Source organism: Candidatus Beckwithbacteria bacterium (genome assembly GCA_012797845.1).
Lineage (GTDB): Bacteria > Patescibacteriota > Microgenomatia > UBA1400 > UBA1449 > JAAZOH01.
The window spans coordinates 107,069-120,478 of record JAAZOH010000040.1; the positions used below are offsets into that span (position 1 = coordinate 107,069).

The window sequence follows — 13,410 nt, forward strand, 5'->3', positions numbered from 1 at the left end:
GTTATGAAAATTGGGAGGGGTTGAAAAAAACTTAAGGAAAAATTAGCGGTTATGCCATTTCCAGGCAGAAGTCACGATTGTTTCCAGATCTGAATATTGAGGTTTCCAGCCCAAATCCTGCTGCAGCTTTGTGCTATCCGCAATAAGCTCATTAGCATCACCTGGTCGGCGTTGTGAAATGTTTACTCGAACTGACTGACCTGTAACTTTTTCAACCATCTCAATAATTTGTTTATTCGAGTAACCTTGACCAGTTCCGGCATTATAAACATTAGTAGCATGACCTTCGCTTAATACCTGCAAAGCCATAATATGTGCTGAAGCCAAATCTAATACATGAATATAATCGCGAACGCAGGTGCCATCAAAAGTCTCATAATCATCACCAAATAGAGTAAATTCCCGTTTTTCCTGCACAGCTTTGATAATATTGGGGATAAGATGACTTTCTGGCTCATGAGCTTCACCTAAACTACCATCCAATAAAGCTCCAGCTGCATTGAAATAACGAATGGTAATAGAGCGTAAATGGTGAATTTGATCAAACCAACGCAACATCCGCTCAACCATTAATTTGCTTTCGCCATAAGGGTTAACTGGGGTTTTAGGATCGTCTTCTTTGATCGGAATCTGAACCGGATTACCATAGACTCCGGCAGTAGAAGAAAAAATCAGTTTGTCGACTTTGACATCAACCATAGCTCGCAGCAACTGTAAAGCCCCATTAACATTGTTATGAAAATATTTTCCCGGATCAACCATGGACTCGCCCATCTCAATCCAAGCGGCAAAATGCATGACTGCTTCGATTTTGTGCTGAGCAAGAGTTTTTTTGACAAATTCAAAATCCGTAGTTTCGCCAATCACCAGCTCATAATCTTTGACTCGCTCCCGGTCACCATGTTGCAAACTATCAAAAATTACTACTTCATGGCCAGCTTTTTTAAGCTCATGAGCACAAATCGAACCAATATATCCCGCTCCACCAGTAACTAAAATTTTCATATTATGTTTTATTGTAAATAAAGTGAACAATTTTTACTAATTTGCCTTTTTTATTTTTAATCCAACCAACTAAGTATAGTGCTAGCAAAATCCCTCCAACATCAATTAACACATCTCTTATTGTCGAAGTCCGACCATAGGTAAAGCGTTGGTGGTATTCATCAGACATAGCATAGAGAGTACCTAAGACAGCCGTCACTATTTTGTAATTTTTAATAGCATATGTATCTAAAAATGTCTGCTTTAAAGCTCTAAAAAGTAAGGTAAATAAAATAGCGTACTCGGTCACATGAGCTGTTTTTTTGATAACTACATCCCACCAAATAAGATAGGGAGTTTTGGTTGAAGGCAAGGAAGAGAAGAAAAAGATTACCCCACACCATAGTAACACTGGCAACCATAACCTGATCATCTTGATTTTTCGAAATGGACAAGAATTAAACATAGTACTTAGTGCCATAGAGTACTATTGTACCGCAAGAAGGTGTTTCGAAGTAGGTTTATATAAATCTAATTTTTCTTAACTTTTTGTAAAAACTTATTAAGTTTTGGCTTCATCACTGGCACACTAGCCCCTCCAATCATTGCTAATCCCAAACCAGCAATCCCAAAAGGCAGTAGTGGTTTTTTAGTTCCAGATCTAGAACTAACTTGCTCACCTAAAACTGAAGATATTGGCGTAGCAGAGGATGTGCTTAGTAACTCTGGTAGTTTTCTTTTGGCTTCTGCTGAATTAGTGCTATTTTTAATAGTTGATTTAGGAGTAGTAGTTTTTGTACCTAAAACTTGGGGGCTAGGCGTTGGCGTTGGGTTTTCACTTTCATCTTCCTCTTCATCACTTTCTTCTTCAATACAGCTACTATTTGCGCTGTTTTGACTTGGCTCAGCCAGACACCAGTTATCATTTACCAAAGCCCATGATATGCCTTTGCTAATTTCTGGATATTCCAAACTGAATTTTTCTTCCAAAGCAGCATTGAATAATTTGAGTAAATCTCCACTATTATTTAGAGCAATATCGTTAACCTCATAAGCTTTATATGATTTACTAGCTATTTCCAGATCGGCAATGATTTCTCCATCTTTATTACTCTCTAAAGCATTGCGGTCTTTCAAGTACCAACCTTCTAAGTTAACGGAGTTGTCATTGCCATTATAAAACTCCACCCACTCAGCTCCAGTTTCTGGAGAAGGAAAAACTTCAGTAATTTTGATATTGTCGTAGTTTTGGTAAGTTTTAGTTTCAGAGGTTGGAGTCGGAGTTGAAGTTGGTGATAGCTCAGAGGTAGAAGTTGTTTCTGAGACTATAATCTTAATCTCTTTTTCATCGCTATCAATATTGTTAGTAGTCTCAACTTTTTGAACTCTAATAACCAAGTTATTTTTACCTAACTCAGCAGTATCCTTTACTCTAAATATTGCTGATTGTTCTGGATTGATTTGTCCAGTTTCTGTAGTTATTAATACTGGAAAACTAACCCAAGAACTATTATCACCCAACCACTTATTACTTTGAGGATTAAAGGTTTCAGCTTTATTAAGGGTATTATCTACACCAATTCTGATTTTATAGTAGTATTCTGAGTTTGAATCTAAATCACCCGTAAAACTTAAGCTACTTTCCTGATTAATTTCAATTTGTTGCGGATAAGAATTAATATTGGGAATTGCCCAAACAAACCGTGGAAACGAAATAAGAAAAAATAAAACTACTAAAAAAACTATGCTACGAAGCAAAGTAGACATAGTTTAATAGTAACAAAAAACTACATACTAATCTTTTTTGAAAGGAACAATTGTACCAATACCTTGATTTCCAAGTCTTCGAATCCTCTCTCTAAAAGTTTTTTCTGGTTTTTGAAATAACTCTTCTTTATCAAGTCCCTCTTCTGTTAAAGTAATATCCTGTGAATAAACTTCAATTGCTAGTTCCCATAAATCCATTGGTGATAATTCAAGAGCTGGATCAATTGTCTGCAATTCGTCTAAAATAGCAATCAATTTAGCCCTGATTTGTAAATCAGTTTGTTTTAAAGATCCATCATTAACTATTAGTTTGGAAATTCTATTTATTATTGATGTCATTCTTTCAACGCCATTCTTATCACCAATTGAAGAACTTTCATTCAACATACCCGTTGCAATCCAATATAAGCCAGCGCCAATATTTATTGAAGTGATTGAATTAAACCTGAGTATGTTTTGTTCTTGCATCATTAGAAGCTATATTATAAAGCAAAAATTTTCATTCTGAACTTGTTTTGCAAATTCAATATCTTAAGATTTTGCAGCAGGATTCTAAAGTGATTTTGACTGACAATACCTAATAGTTCACATGCAAATAATACGTCTCCAAATCCCCATCCTTATGATCGACTCGGACATAACGTAGGCGACAGCCACCAGAACCACCATAACTACCACGATAAAGCGTCCCATCTTGGACTGCTCGAACCTCAGTTGAACCACCTAAAATATCAATTCCATTATGAAATGAGTAGATCTGACCGACCCAGGTGTTTTGGACTGCCCAAGTACTACCATACCCTTGATTCATTCTAATTTTAGGAGATAGTGGCCAAGACCAGTTCCCACTAGGATTAAAGGGATCACCTTCATTACAATCTCCTCCCCCAGAACAGTTATCGTGATCAATGCCTGATAAATAAGAAAAGGGATTATAGGTATTACCATTACCATCAGCTACCGTAAAATGTAAATGGGTCCCACTGGAATTACATGATGAACCAGTAATAACCGAAGCAATCTTATCACCAGCCTTAACTTCACCTACTTCTTCCTCATCTCCCCGACCAGCAATAATAGCCTGAATCGCTTCAAACTCAGATCTAGCTTGAGACAGCAATGATTGGAAACGTGCCTCATCATTTTTAGTAGCTACCAATAAATCTTGCTTAACTGCTTTTTGTGAAGCCAAAACTGTCTGCTGATTTTGTAAAAAAGTTTGCAGCTCTTCCAGTTCTTTTTGTTTTTCTTCTTTTAAAGCTTTTTGTTTATCAAAGTTTTGCTTAGTCTCTTCCAAGGCGTACATCACCTCTTTATCGTGCATTTGAGCAGCCTGCAGATACTTAACTCTTGAAAGTAGATCACTAAAATCATTAGAGGCAAATAGTAAATAGACTGAAGGCATAAACGAGCGTTTATAGGTTTCTTCGATTCTATTTGTAAGAAGAACTGTAATTTCATCCAAGCTTTGATCAAGCTGGTTGATTTTGACAGCTAAATCCTCAATTTCGCTTGTAAGTACGGCAATTTCTTGCTCTGTTTTAGTAATCCGAGCAGAAGTTAAGTAAATTTGGTTATCCAAAACTGCAATTGTGGAGGCCAGTGTACGCTGTTGGGATTTAGCTTCTTCAATCTTTTGTTCATATTCTTTAATTTTTTCTTCCAGTTCATGCAGTTTATCTCCCTGCTCATCAGCCAATGAACTGGTCGGCAATACTAAAAGCAATAATAGTAAACCAATAAAGCTTAAAAGAATACTAAGAATGATGTTTTGTTTGCGGAAAAGCTTCATAGCGTATCTGTCAACTATTAGCTACTAACTACTTGTGTTATACCCGAAGAAAGCGCCTGACTGCAAGCAAGCTACTAATAGCTCCAACTACCATGCCACCCAAAACCATAACTCCAAGCATAATCAGAAGCAAAGTAATATTAATTGGTAAGGCAATAATATCCTTGAGCCAGTCAATTAAAACTGGAGTAGCATACTGTAAAGCCGTAAACATACCCAGCCAGCCAAAAAACGCTCCTAAAGCCCCATAAAACATCCCTTCAAGTAAAAACGGACTATGAACATACCAGGCTGAAGCCCCTAGTAAGCGCATAATTTCTATTTCCTTCCGTTTATCTTTGACCTTTAAGCCAATAATGACAATCAAAATTAGAATGGATAAAAAGAGCAAAAAGCCAATCATTCCGAGTCCGGTATAACGGACATTTTTAAACCAGCGTGACATTTGGGAAACCACGTCTTCATGATACGCAATGTCAGTAACTTGCGGCTCGGATTCCAAAACATCTTTAAGCTGACCTAGCGAATCAATGTCAGTAGCCGAAATTTCGATAGATGGTGGCAAAATTTTGTAGTCAACCAATTCATTTAAAAGCGGATCATTTTCATTTTTTTCCTTGTAAATTTTTTCAGCTTCCTTGGTTGAAACATAAGTAAAACTACCTAATTTGCCTGTTGCTTCCAGTTTTTGTTTAATTCGATCAATATCTTGATCAGGTAAATCTTTGCCTCGCTCAAAAAAAACAATTACTTGTGGAGCGGCTTCAAAATATTTGAGAATAAGGTGCGAACCAGCTGAAATTAAGACAAAAACTGCTACCGCAAAAAAAGATAGGGCCAAAATCAGCACGGCTATTAAAGCCTGATAAGGCGTACGTCTAACTTGCTTAAACATGGTCGAAATTGAGCTTGCCATAAATATAGTTACGCATCCTTTTTGCGTTTATACTTTTTAGCTTTTTTATCTTCAGCTAACTTACCTTTATCAAGAATCATAACCCGTTCTCCCATAGAGTTGACCATGTCTAAATTGTGTGTAGCTACAATCACGGTTTTACCGCTCCGATTAATCTCTTTTAAAAGTGAGGCAATTTTCCAGGCCGATTCATCGTCCAAATTAGCCGTTGGTTCATCGGCAAAAATCAGAACTGGATCTCCAACCACCGCTCGAGCAATCCCAATCCGCTGAATTTCTCCCCCAGATAACTGAACTGGAAATTTATCAGCTTTATCAGTCAAATCAACCAAATCCAAAACTGCTTCAACTGCTTCTTTAATTTCCTGTGGTTTTTTACCCACGATTTCCATAGCCATGGCAATATTTTCAAAAATAGTCCGGTCCATCAACAGTTTTACATCTTGAAAAGAAGCGCCGATTTGGCGACGAAGCTTGGGTACACAAATCCCTTTTTTATTGCTAATTTCAATATTATCAAGCATGATTTTCCCCTGAGTGGGTCGAAGTTCTCTTAGTAGCAACCGCAAAAAAGTAGTTTTACCAGAACCAGAGGGGCCTACTAAAAACACCATCTCTCCTGGTTCAATTTCGCAGGATACGTTATCTAAAGCCAATGTTTCATCGCCAAATTTATGACTGACTTGATCAAAAACAATAAATGCCATACATATATGGTCATTCCAAACGGGGTCCAGAATGACAAAAGAAGCTATTTCACTACTTCTAATTTACCCACATCCATAAGCCATCCGGCTTTTTGAGCGCTAAAGGTTTCTCCCCAAACTTTGACAGTCCGACCAACAAATTGATCTAAATCAATAACAGAGGAAGTCATATAGATGGTTTGGGAATCACCTCCCGGCCGGACTAGATGATGAGAACCCTCACCGTCTACCCCACCTTTTTCCAAAGTTCCTTCAGCTGTATCTTTAAAAGTTCGTTCATCAGCTACTCCAACTTTAGTTCCAACTGTAATTTCGTCTTTACTAACTTCACGTTGTAAACCTGGCTCATTTCTTAAACCACTAGAACCAACACTACCTCCAGTAAAAACTGCCAGACCATAACCCGTTCCTGCTCCTAATAGTAAAACCACCAATACTAAAACAATAATGGGAAACGGTTTTTTCATATTTGTTCCTTTCGAAGCTCCTTGTGGATCAAGTGGTTTTAAAACTGGATTTGCTGCAACTATTGGAGTAGTAGCTGGCTTGACTGCTTGATTAGTCGGGGTTGTTTGAGTTCTGGGCAAAGTACTTGGAGCTTGATTAGTAACTGGTGTAGGTTGAGCAGTTGGCATAGATTTTTGAAAATGTTTTTTACCAGTTTACTATATCACAATTCATAAACACAGTAACAGAACTGAAGAGCTTAAATTTCATTCTGAGAAAGCTTTTACTACAAACTCACTTCGGCTTGGATAAATTGATCCAGATTACCATCCAAAACACCATCTGGATCAGAAGTTTCAACTCTGGTCCGTAAATCTTTAACCATTTTATACGGATGAAGTACATAAGACCGGATTTGATTACCCCAACCATGCGTTTTATGCTCACCTTTAACAGCTGCTACTTGTTGTTGTTGTTGTTGCTCCTCCAAATCCCACAACTTGGCTTGCAAAAGTTGCATCGCTATTTTGCGGTTTTGGGTCTGGGTTCGCTGAGTCTGACATTCCACGGTAATCCCAGTCGGAAGATGTTTAAGCCGAACTGCGGTAGAAACTTTGTTAACATTTTGGCCACCATGACCGCCAGACCGAAAAGCTTCAAAGCTAATATCTTCCGGCTTGATATCAAGCTGCGTTGTTTCTTCCATAATAGGCAGTATCTCTACGCCAGCAAAAGAAGTTTGACGCAAGTTATCAGCATTAAAAGGGGACAAGCGGACTAGTCGATGCACTCCTTGCTCGTGTTTTAGGTAGCCATAAGCAAATCTGGCTTCAATTAAATAGGTGACACTTTTAATACCGGTTTCCTCACCTGGTCGCAGATCTATCAAGATAGCTTTCCATTCTTTTTTTTCAAAATAGCGCATATACATGCGCTGGAGCATGGCTGCCCAATCACAAGCTTCAGTTCCTCCCTGGCCAGCATGAATCGACAAAAAAGCAGCTCCTTTATCATATGTTCCAGAAAAATACGTTTGGATTTCCAGCTTTTTGAGAATGGTTTCAGCTTTGACTAAATCTGTTTCTAACAGTTTTTGATCATCTTGGGAAAGATCGTCTCCCACCATTTCCAGATTTTCTAAACCTTCAACAAGCAATTTTTTGACTAAATCAATTTGCTCTATATCTTCCCTAAGCTGATCCAGGTTTTGCATTTTTTGTTGGGCAGCTTGGGAATCCTGCCAAAAATCAGGAGCACTAGCTTCTGCTTCCAATTTTGCAAGCTCCAGTTTCATAGCTGACAAATCAAGCTTGTCGATTAAAATATTGGCTTTTTGATTAAGATCTTGGAATTTATCTGATAATTCACTCATGAAGCTATTTTAACATCATCCTGCTTACGCGTCTTTAATCTTCCTCCAGCCAGTCTTTACAAATTTGTTGGTACATTTCTTTCCGTAGCTCTTTTTTGATCTCCTCTACTTTCTCAGCTGGTAGGTCTTTTACATCCTGTAATTTTTCATTAACTTTTTTCTCAACTGCATCTGAAGCAGCTTGTGATGGGTCATCACTTTTTGCTAAATCAGTAATAGTTTCAGAAATTGGTAAGTCGGCTTGTTCGACTTGATTGGCAAAATCAATCGTGGTTTGAGTAATAGCTGGTCCCAAGCTACCGGCTTTATCCCAAGTTGTTCCTAAAACCTGTCCAAAAACCGGCATTCTTCTAGCCGGATTAATCACCATGTCTTCAAGTTGGCTAGGGAAAAACAAGCGGCCAATAGCTATGCCTCCAAGAATAAATAATAGGATGTTTTTGAAAAAAAACTGAACTACTTTGGGAAGCTTCATACAAGCTAGTATACAGCCTCAGCTATAGACATGGGAGCAATACTTTGGTCAACAAATTGCAAATCTATTCGAAAAGATTTAAAAGGAACTTGGCCAATAGTTTGATTTACATAGAAACGGTTACCATTAGCTTGACTTAATTGACCTAAGTCAACATCTCCATCCTCCATAATTCCAATGAGATGATAGCTGGTATCAGTTTGAACCTGGTCTAAATCAATTGCAGCCTCAATATACTGATTGCTATTTGCATAACGAATAGTAATGTCACCAATTTTTTGTGATGAAGCAAGAGATATGACTTCTAAAACTTTGGTTCCAAATGGATCTTTAGATGTTTCAGCAAGATATATATTGGCTTGTTGTGAGGTTCGGCTTTTTACCCAGATTCCCCCAACCGCAGTAAAAATTATGGTTAAAAATATAATAAAAACAATTTGATATTTACTCATAGTTTTACTTTCCACCTGACCAAAAAGCAAAATTATTACCTACTTGATCAAGTGGTAGGATTTTTTGAGATGATAACTGCCATAAGCCAGTGCTTTCTTGGCAATGAGTTTTATTCTGATACTTAATTAAAGCAAATTTTTGATCAGCCGAAAAGAGATATTGATTAAATTCAATCGGAAAACTAGTCAAATAAGCCGGAGAACTAAAACTCTGATTTTTTTCTAGCTTGCCATTTTTAAGGGCATATACATAGAGCTGATGGCTTTTAATTTCATTATGGGTATCGCTACCTGCAAAACAATCTTTTATAAAATCAATTTGGATTCCTTCTTCTTCCTCTATGGCTATCTGATCATGTGCGCTAATACCTCTAAATATCCCCATATCTAAACTATCACTTATTTTCCCAGTCCCAATATCAAATACCGACATCCCTTGCTGGCCAGTAAAAACAATATGTTGGTTATCTTGTGAAAAAGCTATAGCCACATCATTAACCACCACCTTGGGAAATAAATTGACGCTCTCTACTCCGTTGACAATGACCGCTAAAGCCGTTGGTTCACTGCCTTTGTTCGGTTCAATATTTTGATATGTAAACCCAATAAAATTAGCATCCGGACTAATAAAGGGCACATAAACCGTCATTGTCAAATTACTGGTCAGTTTTTTTAAATTAAAATCAATCAAACTATAACGGTATAAAGCCCGGCGACGATAATTATCCCGAGCATCACGATCGGAAGTAAAAAGAATATATTCCCCACTAGCAGCTACAACAGGAGGAGTTTCAACTCCAAAACTACCATCATTTTTTTCTAAAGGGACATAATATTTTTCAAAATGTTGACCATTTTGGATATAGAGCTTATCAAAAACAAAGCTACGACCAATAGTCTTTTTTTGCCAAAAATAAATCCGACCATCTGCTAGCATTCCTGGATAATACATTTCTGTACCTTTAATAAGAACTGTTTTGCTTTTGGCATCTGGGCTAAGCGCAAATAGGTTTTGGTTATCGGTAAAAATAATACTGTTGCCAATATCACTGGCATCTATAGTCACCTGGCTTACTTCATGCAAAACTGGCTCGGTAATGGGTTCTTCTTGTTCTTGCTTGCGTTCTGGCACATAGCCCTTACGATTTAAAGCAATAACAACCAAAACAAAAATAAGTACGCTACCAATGCCAAAAATATATTGTTTTAATTTGATTTTTTGTCTCATACACTCGGATGATCTTTGCGCCAATATAAATAAATCATACCAGTTGCTGCTGATAAAATAGCAATTCGGTATAAAAAGCCAATAACTGGCATAAATCCTAATAGTAAATAAACTATTATGCCAGTTATGAGTGCCCAACCTCGGCGTTCACCAAGACCTAAACTTTGGAGCAAAAAACGACCAACCAATAAGCTGCCAAGAATTTTTGCCAAAAATAGTAATACCCAATAAAGCAAAGCGGTAATAATCGCAAATGGAATTCCTAAAATAGTAATTACCAGCAATGCAATCAGCAACGGAATTACAATGAGAATTAGCAATCCTTTACCAAAAAGGTGTACGTAATTAAGCTCTAAAGTGCTCAACATATCACCAAACTGTTTAGGAAAGATTTTTAGAAGAATTAATCCTAAAACCAATGCAAACATTGCCTCAATAGCTCTGCCAACCATAAAAACCTGATTTATTATCCTACCAACATTATGAACTCGAACTGGATTAAATTTATAACGATATAGTTGGTCTGGAATGTAGCGAATTTCTCCGGAAATACTAGCTTGTGGAGCAATAGTAGCTTTATTGGGTGAGCGATAGGTCAAGCTTTTAGCTGAAAAATCAGGCTCAACTGTAATAGTTTGAGCAGTAATATCCCAATTATCTTGACCAAGACTATCAGCCAAAACTGAACCAGCTGCTACCACTACTTTGCCATCGATTTGACCAAAAATTTCAGTTTGTCCGGCTGCAACCACTAAAGACCGATGTAAATGGGCATTTGAACCAATTCTGATTTGGCCACCAAGAGCGGTCACATTACCTAAAACTTCACCATTAATAGAAACAGTTCCTCCCAAAACCCGCACATCTTGTTCAACTACACCTTGAATTTCAACTTTACCACCAGCCACAAGAAGATCTCCTTGTACAACGCTATCTATATACACATCGCCCCCTCCTAAATAAGCATCATCAGTAATGGTTTTACCAATAACATGAACTGACTTGGCTCCTTCGAGAAAAATTCCTTCATGAGTATTTTCTTGAGTTGTCTCCATTTGAGCAGCCACATTTTGAGCCGCAACTGGAGATGGCAATAAAAGTAATACAATAGCAATAATAATTTGGGAAATTTTTATCATATATAAATCTTTTTTGTCCACTTTTTTAAAACGCAGCTATCAAGAAGCTGTTTTGTGAATTCCTTAATAAAGTGTCTTCTGCATTCCTCTGAGGGAAGCTTAGAAGACATAAATAAACAAAACAGATTCCTGAAGACCGTTTTATAAAGTGGCAGTTTCTTTTTGCCTATTTCCTTTGCTGTCAAAGAAAATAGGCTATTAAAATATTTATTCTAAAAAATTAGTTATATTTATAGTAATCGACTCCAGCATTTCAGTCTAGATTTAGTTGAAGGTAAAAACTTGATCCTGATCAAGCCAACGTTTTGCCTGCATAGTTTTACCATTTTCAATCAATTCAACGCTGTACCAAAAGCCTGGAATTCCTGACTGTTTTACTACCGTAAGCTGATATGGATAGTTTTGATTTTTAGGTAAAACATATGACAAAGAAACAGTGCTTTGCTGCTGAAAAGAAACGGGCACAAAAAATCCCAATTCCTGCAACCCCTCATCAATTCTAACTTTTCGACTCAAATCGGCGGCGGCAATTGCCTGACCATCAACTTGGACTTGAGGTAATTTAGCTTGAGCAGGCAGTAAAATTCTAAGGTAATTTTTATAGTTTCCGCCCCAAAATTTAGGAGGCTGAGGATTAGCCGCAATACTGTGATTTTCAACAAGATAGTCAACTGAAACCTGATAAGCTTTTTCTTGCTGAGTCACAATTTGTGTAGCTCCCCGCATAATGCAACAATTGGCTTTATTAGCCCCTAAATTAGCCTCCACAAAAAAGAGGTAGTCTGAGCTCACCCTATCATCTTTTGGTAGCTTTAATTCACCAGACCAACCCTGAGCTCGAGCCCAAGCTTGAAGGGTTTGATCTTTAAAATAAAATTGGATATTTTTTTGTTTTAAATGTTTAGCTATGACATCTAAAATCTGTACTAGTTGATCAGCACTTGCATGTGAGGCTGCAAAAAATAACTGCTTAGATAGAGCTTGCAAAAAATCTTTTTTTTGGGTTGAGCCAGGGAAAAAATCACGTTCAGCTTCATATTGGGCAATACTATAGATATTGTCGCCGGTAATTTCTTGGCCATAATCAGCAACCTTAATTGGGCCCAAGATATCTACAACATCTTCCAAAACTTCTAGATTTAAGCCAATAATGCCGTCACCAGGATCAACCCCTCCTTTTTCAAAAAACCAGGTCATGGTTTCGCTGGCTTTAGCAAAATTAGGATCCCAGTTACTATCTCGTAATCGCCACCACCCCTGACCAAAAGCTTCCTGAATCGGTTCTGGCGGATTCACATGCCCGGCAATCGCCCCATCAGGCACATAAATATCTTGAACTAAGTAATTAGTAAGTCTGGCTTTTTGAAACGTTAACTGGCCATAAGATCCGATAAAACCGCCCGTTGGCCTAATTTCCCGATTATTTTGCAGTAAAACAGTATATTTTTTAGGCTCCCAAAACCCTAAAAATTGCGGCGCAATTTGCATAAAACTTTGGATTGTTCCTTGGTAAGTTTCTAATTCGGTCAATTTTTGAGTTAATGCGTTGAGGTTTTTTTCTTTTCCAGTTATTGAAGCCAAGAAACGAATAGTGGGATCAGTTAGTATATGCTGCATTTCTTCAAACTTATTTAGGAGAGTTGTAGTAGCTTGGGATAATGCTCGCCAAGCTGTTTCATTTTGAGCTTCAGGATTATCTAACACATTGCTAAAAAAAGTTTCACTACTGTCTTTTACTTTTTTAAGCTCCAAGCTTATGTTGCTAATTTGATATATTGTCGTAAATGGAGCAAAACCAATGGGAGTTTTTTGGGTCCAAACTGTAGCTATTTGTAATATTTTTGCCTGATTGGCAGCTTTATCCAGAGAACCATTTTCCAGATTTTTTAAAAACCAAATACCCAAAACTACAACTGTCAATACATAAAGAGCTACTACACCTACTATCGAAATAAAACCTATAAAGAATACTTTTTTTCTGGACATAGCGCTACCAAGAATGTGTTTTTATGATATCATTCAAAATAGATTAGGCTCATTGCAAAATAAAAAATGTTACAAAAACGAAGAATTTTTGTTCAATTTTCTAGGAAATTAAACCGATAGTACTTAATGTACTTGAGGTGTTAAG

General features: G+C 37.3%; 14 protein-coding genes. All 14 read right to left on the minus strand.

Features of this window, described 5'->3' with window-relative positions; translation table 11 throughout:
- Positions 1-42: 42 nt before the first annotated feature.
- Positions 43-1,005, minus strand: coding sequence for a UDP-glucose 4-epimerase GalE (gene galE, locus GYA49_05610; GenBank protein ID NMC36492.1), 963 nt, complete (start codon positions 1,003-1,005; stop codon positions 43-45).
- Between the two features lies 1 nt (position 1,006).
- Positions 1,007-1,465: a VanZ family protein gene (gene vanZ, locus GYA49_05615; protein NMC36493.1), complete on the minus strand. Its 459-nt coding sequence runs from the start codon at positions 1,463-1,465 to the stop codon at positions 1,007-1,009.
- Between the two features lie 50 nt (positions 1,466-1,515).
- Positions 1,516-2,751 carry a lamin tail domain-containing protein gene (locus GYA49_05620; protein NMC36494.1) on the minus strand — a complete coding sequence of 412 codons (1,236 nt, stop codon included), beginning with the start codon at positions 2,749-2,751 and terminating at the stop codon, positions 1,516-1,518.
- A 27-nt stretch (positions 2,752-2,778) separates the two neighbouring features.
- Complete coding sequence (locus GYA49_05625; protein ID NMC36495.1) at positions 2,779-3,222, minus strand: hypothetical protein; 444 nt, start codon at positions 3,220-3,222, stop codon at positions 2,779-2,781.
- Between the two features lie 106 nt (positions 3,223-3,328).
- Positions 3,329-4,543 carry a hypothetical protein gene (locus tag GYA49_05630; protein ID NMC36496.1) on the minus strand — a complete coding sequence of 405 codons (1,215 nt, stop codon included), beginning with the start codon at positions 4,541-4,543 and terminating at the stop codon, positions 3,329-3,331.
- Between the two features lie 37 nt (positions 4,544-4,580).
- Complete coding sequence (locus tag GYA49_05635; protein ID NMC36497.1) at positions 4,581-5,459, minus strand: FtsX-like permease family protein; 879 nt, start codon at positions 5,457-5,459, stop codon at positions 4,581-4,583.
- 8 nt (positions 5,460-5,467) lie between these two features.
- The gene (locus GYA49_05640) at positions 5,468-6,166 is read right to left on the minus strand and encodes an ATP-binding cassette domain-containing protein (GenBank protein NMC36498.1); all 699 of its coding nucleotides are present in this window, start codon (positions 6,164-6,166) and stop codon (positions 5,468-5,470) included.
- Positions 6,167-6,210: 44 nt separating this feature from the next.
- Positions 6,211-6,801 (minus strand): hypothetical protein, encoded by a 591-nt coding sequence (locus GYA49_05645; GenBank protein NMC36499.1) that lies wholly within the window; start codon positions 6,799-6,801, stop codon positions 6,211-6,213.
- Positions 6,802-6,899: 98 nt separating this feature from the next.
- Positions 6,900-7,985: a peptide chain release factor 2 gene (locus GYA49_05650; protein NMC36500.1), complete on the minus strand. Its 1,086-nt coding sequence runs from the start codon at positions 7,983-7,985 to the stop codon at positions 6,900-6,902.
- Positions 7,986-8,019: 34 nt separating this feature from the next.
- A complete protein-coding gene (locus GYA49_05655; GenBank protein ID NMC36501.1) occupies positions 8,020-8,460 on the minus strand; it encodes a hypothetical protein in 441 nt (146 codons plus the stop codon).
- A 5-nt stretch (positions 8,461-8,465) separates the two neighbouring features.
- The gene (locus tag GYA49_05660; GenBank protein NMC36502.1) at positions 8,466-8,912 is read right to left on the minus strand and encodes a hypothetical protein; all 447 of its coding nucleotides are present in this window, start codon (positions 8,910-8,912) and stop codon (positions 8,466-8,468) included.
- Positions 8,913-8,916: 4 nt separating this feature from the next.
- Positions 8,917-10,140, minus strand: a complete 1,224-nt coding sequence (locus GYA49_05665; GenBank protein ID NMC36503.1) for a hypothetical protein — start codon at positions 10,138-10,140, stop codon at positions 8,917-8,919.
- The gene (locus GYA49_05670; GenBank protein NMC36504.1) at positions 10,137-11,279 is read right to left on the minus strand and encodes a polymer-forming cytoskeletal protein; all 1,143 of its coding nucleotides are present in this window, start codon (positions 11,277-11,279) and stop codon (positions 10,137-10,139) included. The genes GYA49_05665 and GYA49_05670 overlap by 4 nt, the downstream gene beginning before the upstream one ends.
- 264 nt (positions 11,280-11,543) lie before the next feature.
- Positions 11,544-13,265 carry a DUF4012 domain-containing protein gene (locus tag GYA49_05675; GenBank protein NMC36505.1) on the minus strand — a complete coding sequence of 574 codons (1,722 nt, stop codon included), beginning with the start codon at positions 13,263-13,265 and terminating at the stop codon, positions 11,544-11,546.
- Positions 13,266-13,410: the final 145 nt, after the last annotated feature.

Coding starts and splice junctions, on each gene's coding strand:
- GYA49_05655 (NMC36501.1), bottom strand. CDS start 8,460: ATGAAGCTTCCCAAAGTAGTTCAGTTTTTTTTCAAAAACATCCTATTA.
- GYA49_05650 (NMC36500.1), bottom strand. CDS start 7,985: ATGAGTGAATTATCAGATAAATTCCAAGATCTTAATCAAAAAGCCAAT.
- GYA49_05645 (NMC36499.1), bottom strand. CDS start 6,801: ATGCCAACTGCTCAACCTACACCAGTTACTAATCAAGCTCCAAGTACT.
- vanZ (NMC36493.1), bottom strand. CDS start 1,465: ATGGCACTAAGTACTATGTTTAATTCTTGTCCATTTCGAAAAATCAAG.
- GYA49_05630 (NMC36496.1), bottom strand. CDS start 4,543: ATGAAGCTTTTCCGCAAACAAAACATCATTCTTAGTATTCTTTTAAGC.
- GYA49_05665 (NMC36503.1), bottom strand. CDS start 10,140: ATGAGACAAAAAATCAAATTAAAACAATATATTTTTGGCATTGGTAGC.
- galE (NMC36492.1), bottom strand. CDS start 1,005: ATGAAAATTTTAGTTACTGGTGGAGCGGGATATATTGGTTCGATTTGT.
- GYA49_05635 (NMC36497.1), bottom strand. CDS start 5,459: ATGGCAAGCTCAATTTCGACCATGTTTAAGCAAGTTAGACGTACGCCT.
- GYA49_05660 (NMC36502.1), bottom strand. CDS start 8,912: ATGAGTAAATATCAAATTGTTTTTATTATATTTTTAACCATAATTTTT.
- GYA49_05670 (NMC36504.1), bottom strand. CDS start 11,279: ATGATAAAAATTTCCCAAATTATTATTGCTATTGTATTACTTTTATTG.
- GYA49_05640 (NMC36498.1), bottom strand. CDS start 6,166: ATGGCATTTATTGTTTTTGATCAAGTCAGTCATAAATTTGGCGATGAA.
- GYA49_05620 (NMC36494.1), bottom strand. CDS start 2,751: ATGTCTACTTTGCTTCGTAGCATAGTTTTTTTAGTAGTTTTATTTTTT.
- GYA49_05675 (NMC36505.1), bottom strand. CDS start 13,265: ATGTCCAGAAAAAAAGTATTCTTTATAGGTTTTATTTCGATAGTAGGT.
- GYA49_05625 (NMC36495.1), bottom strand. CDS start 3,222: ATGATGCAAGAACAAAACATACTCAGGTTTAATTCAATCACTTCAATA.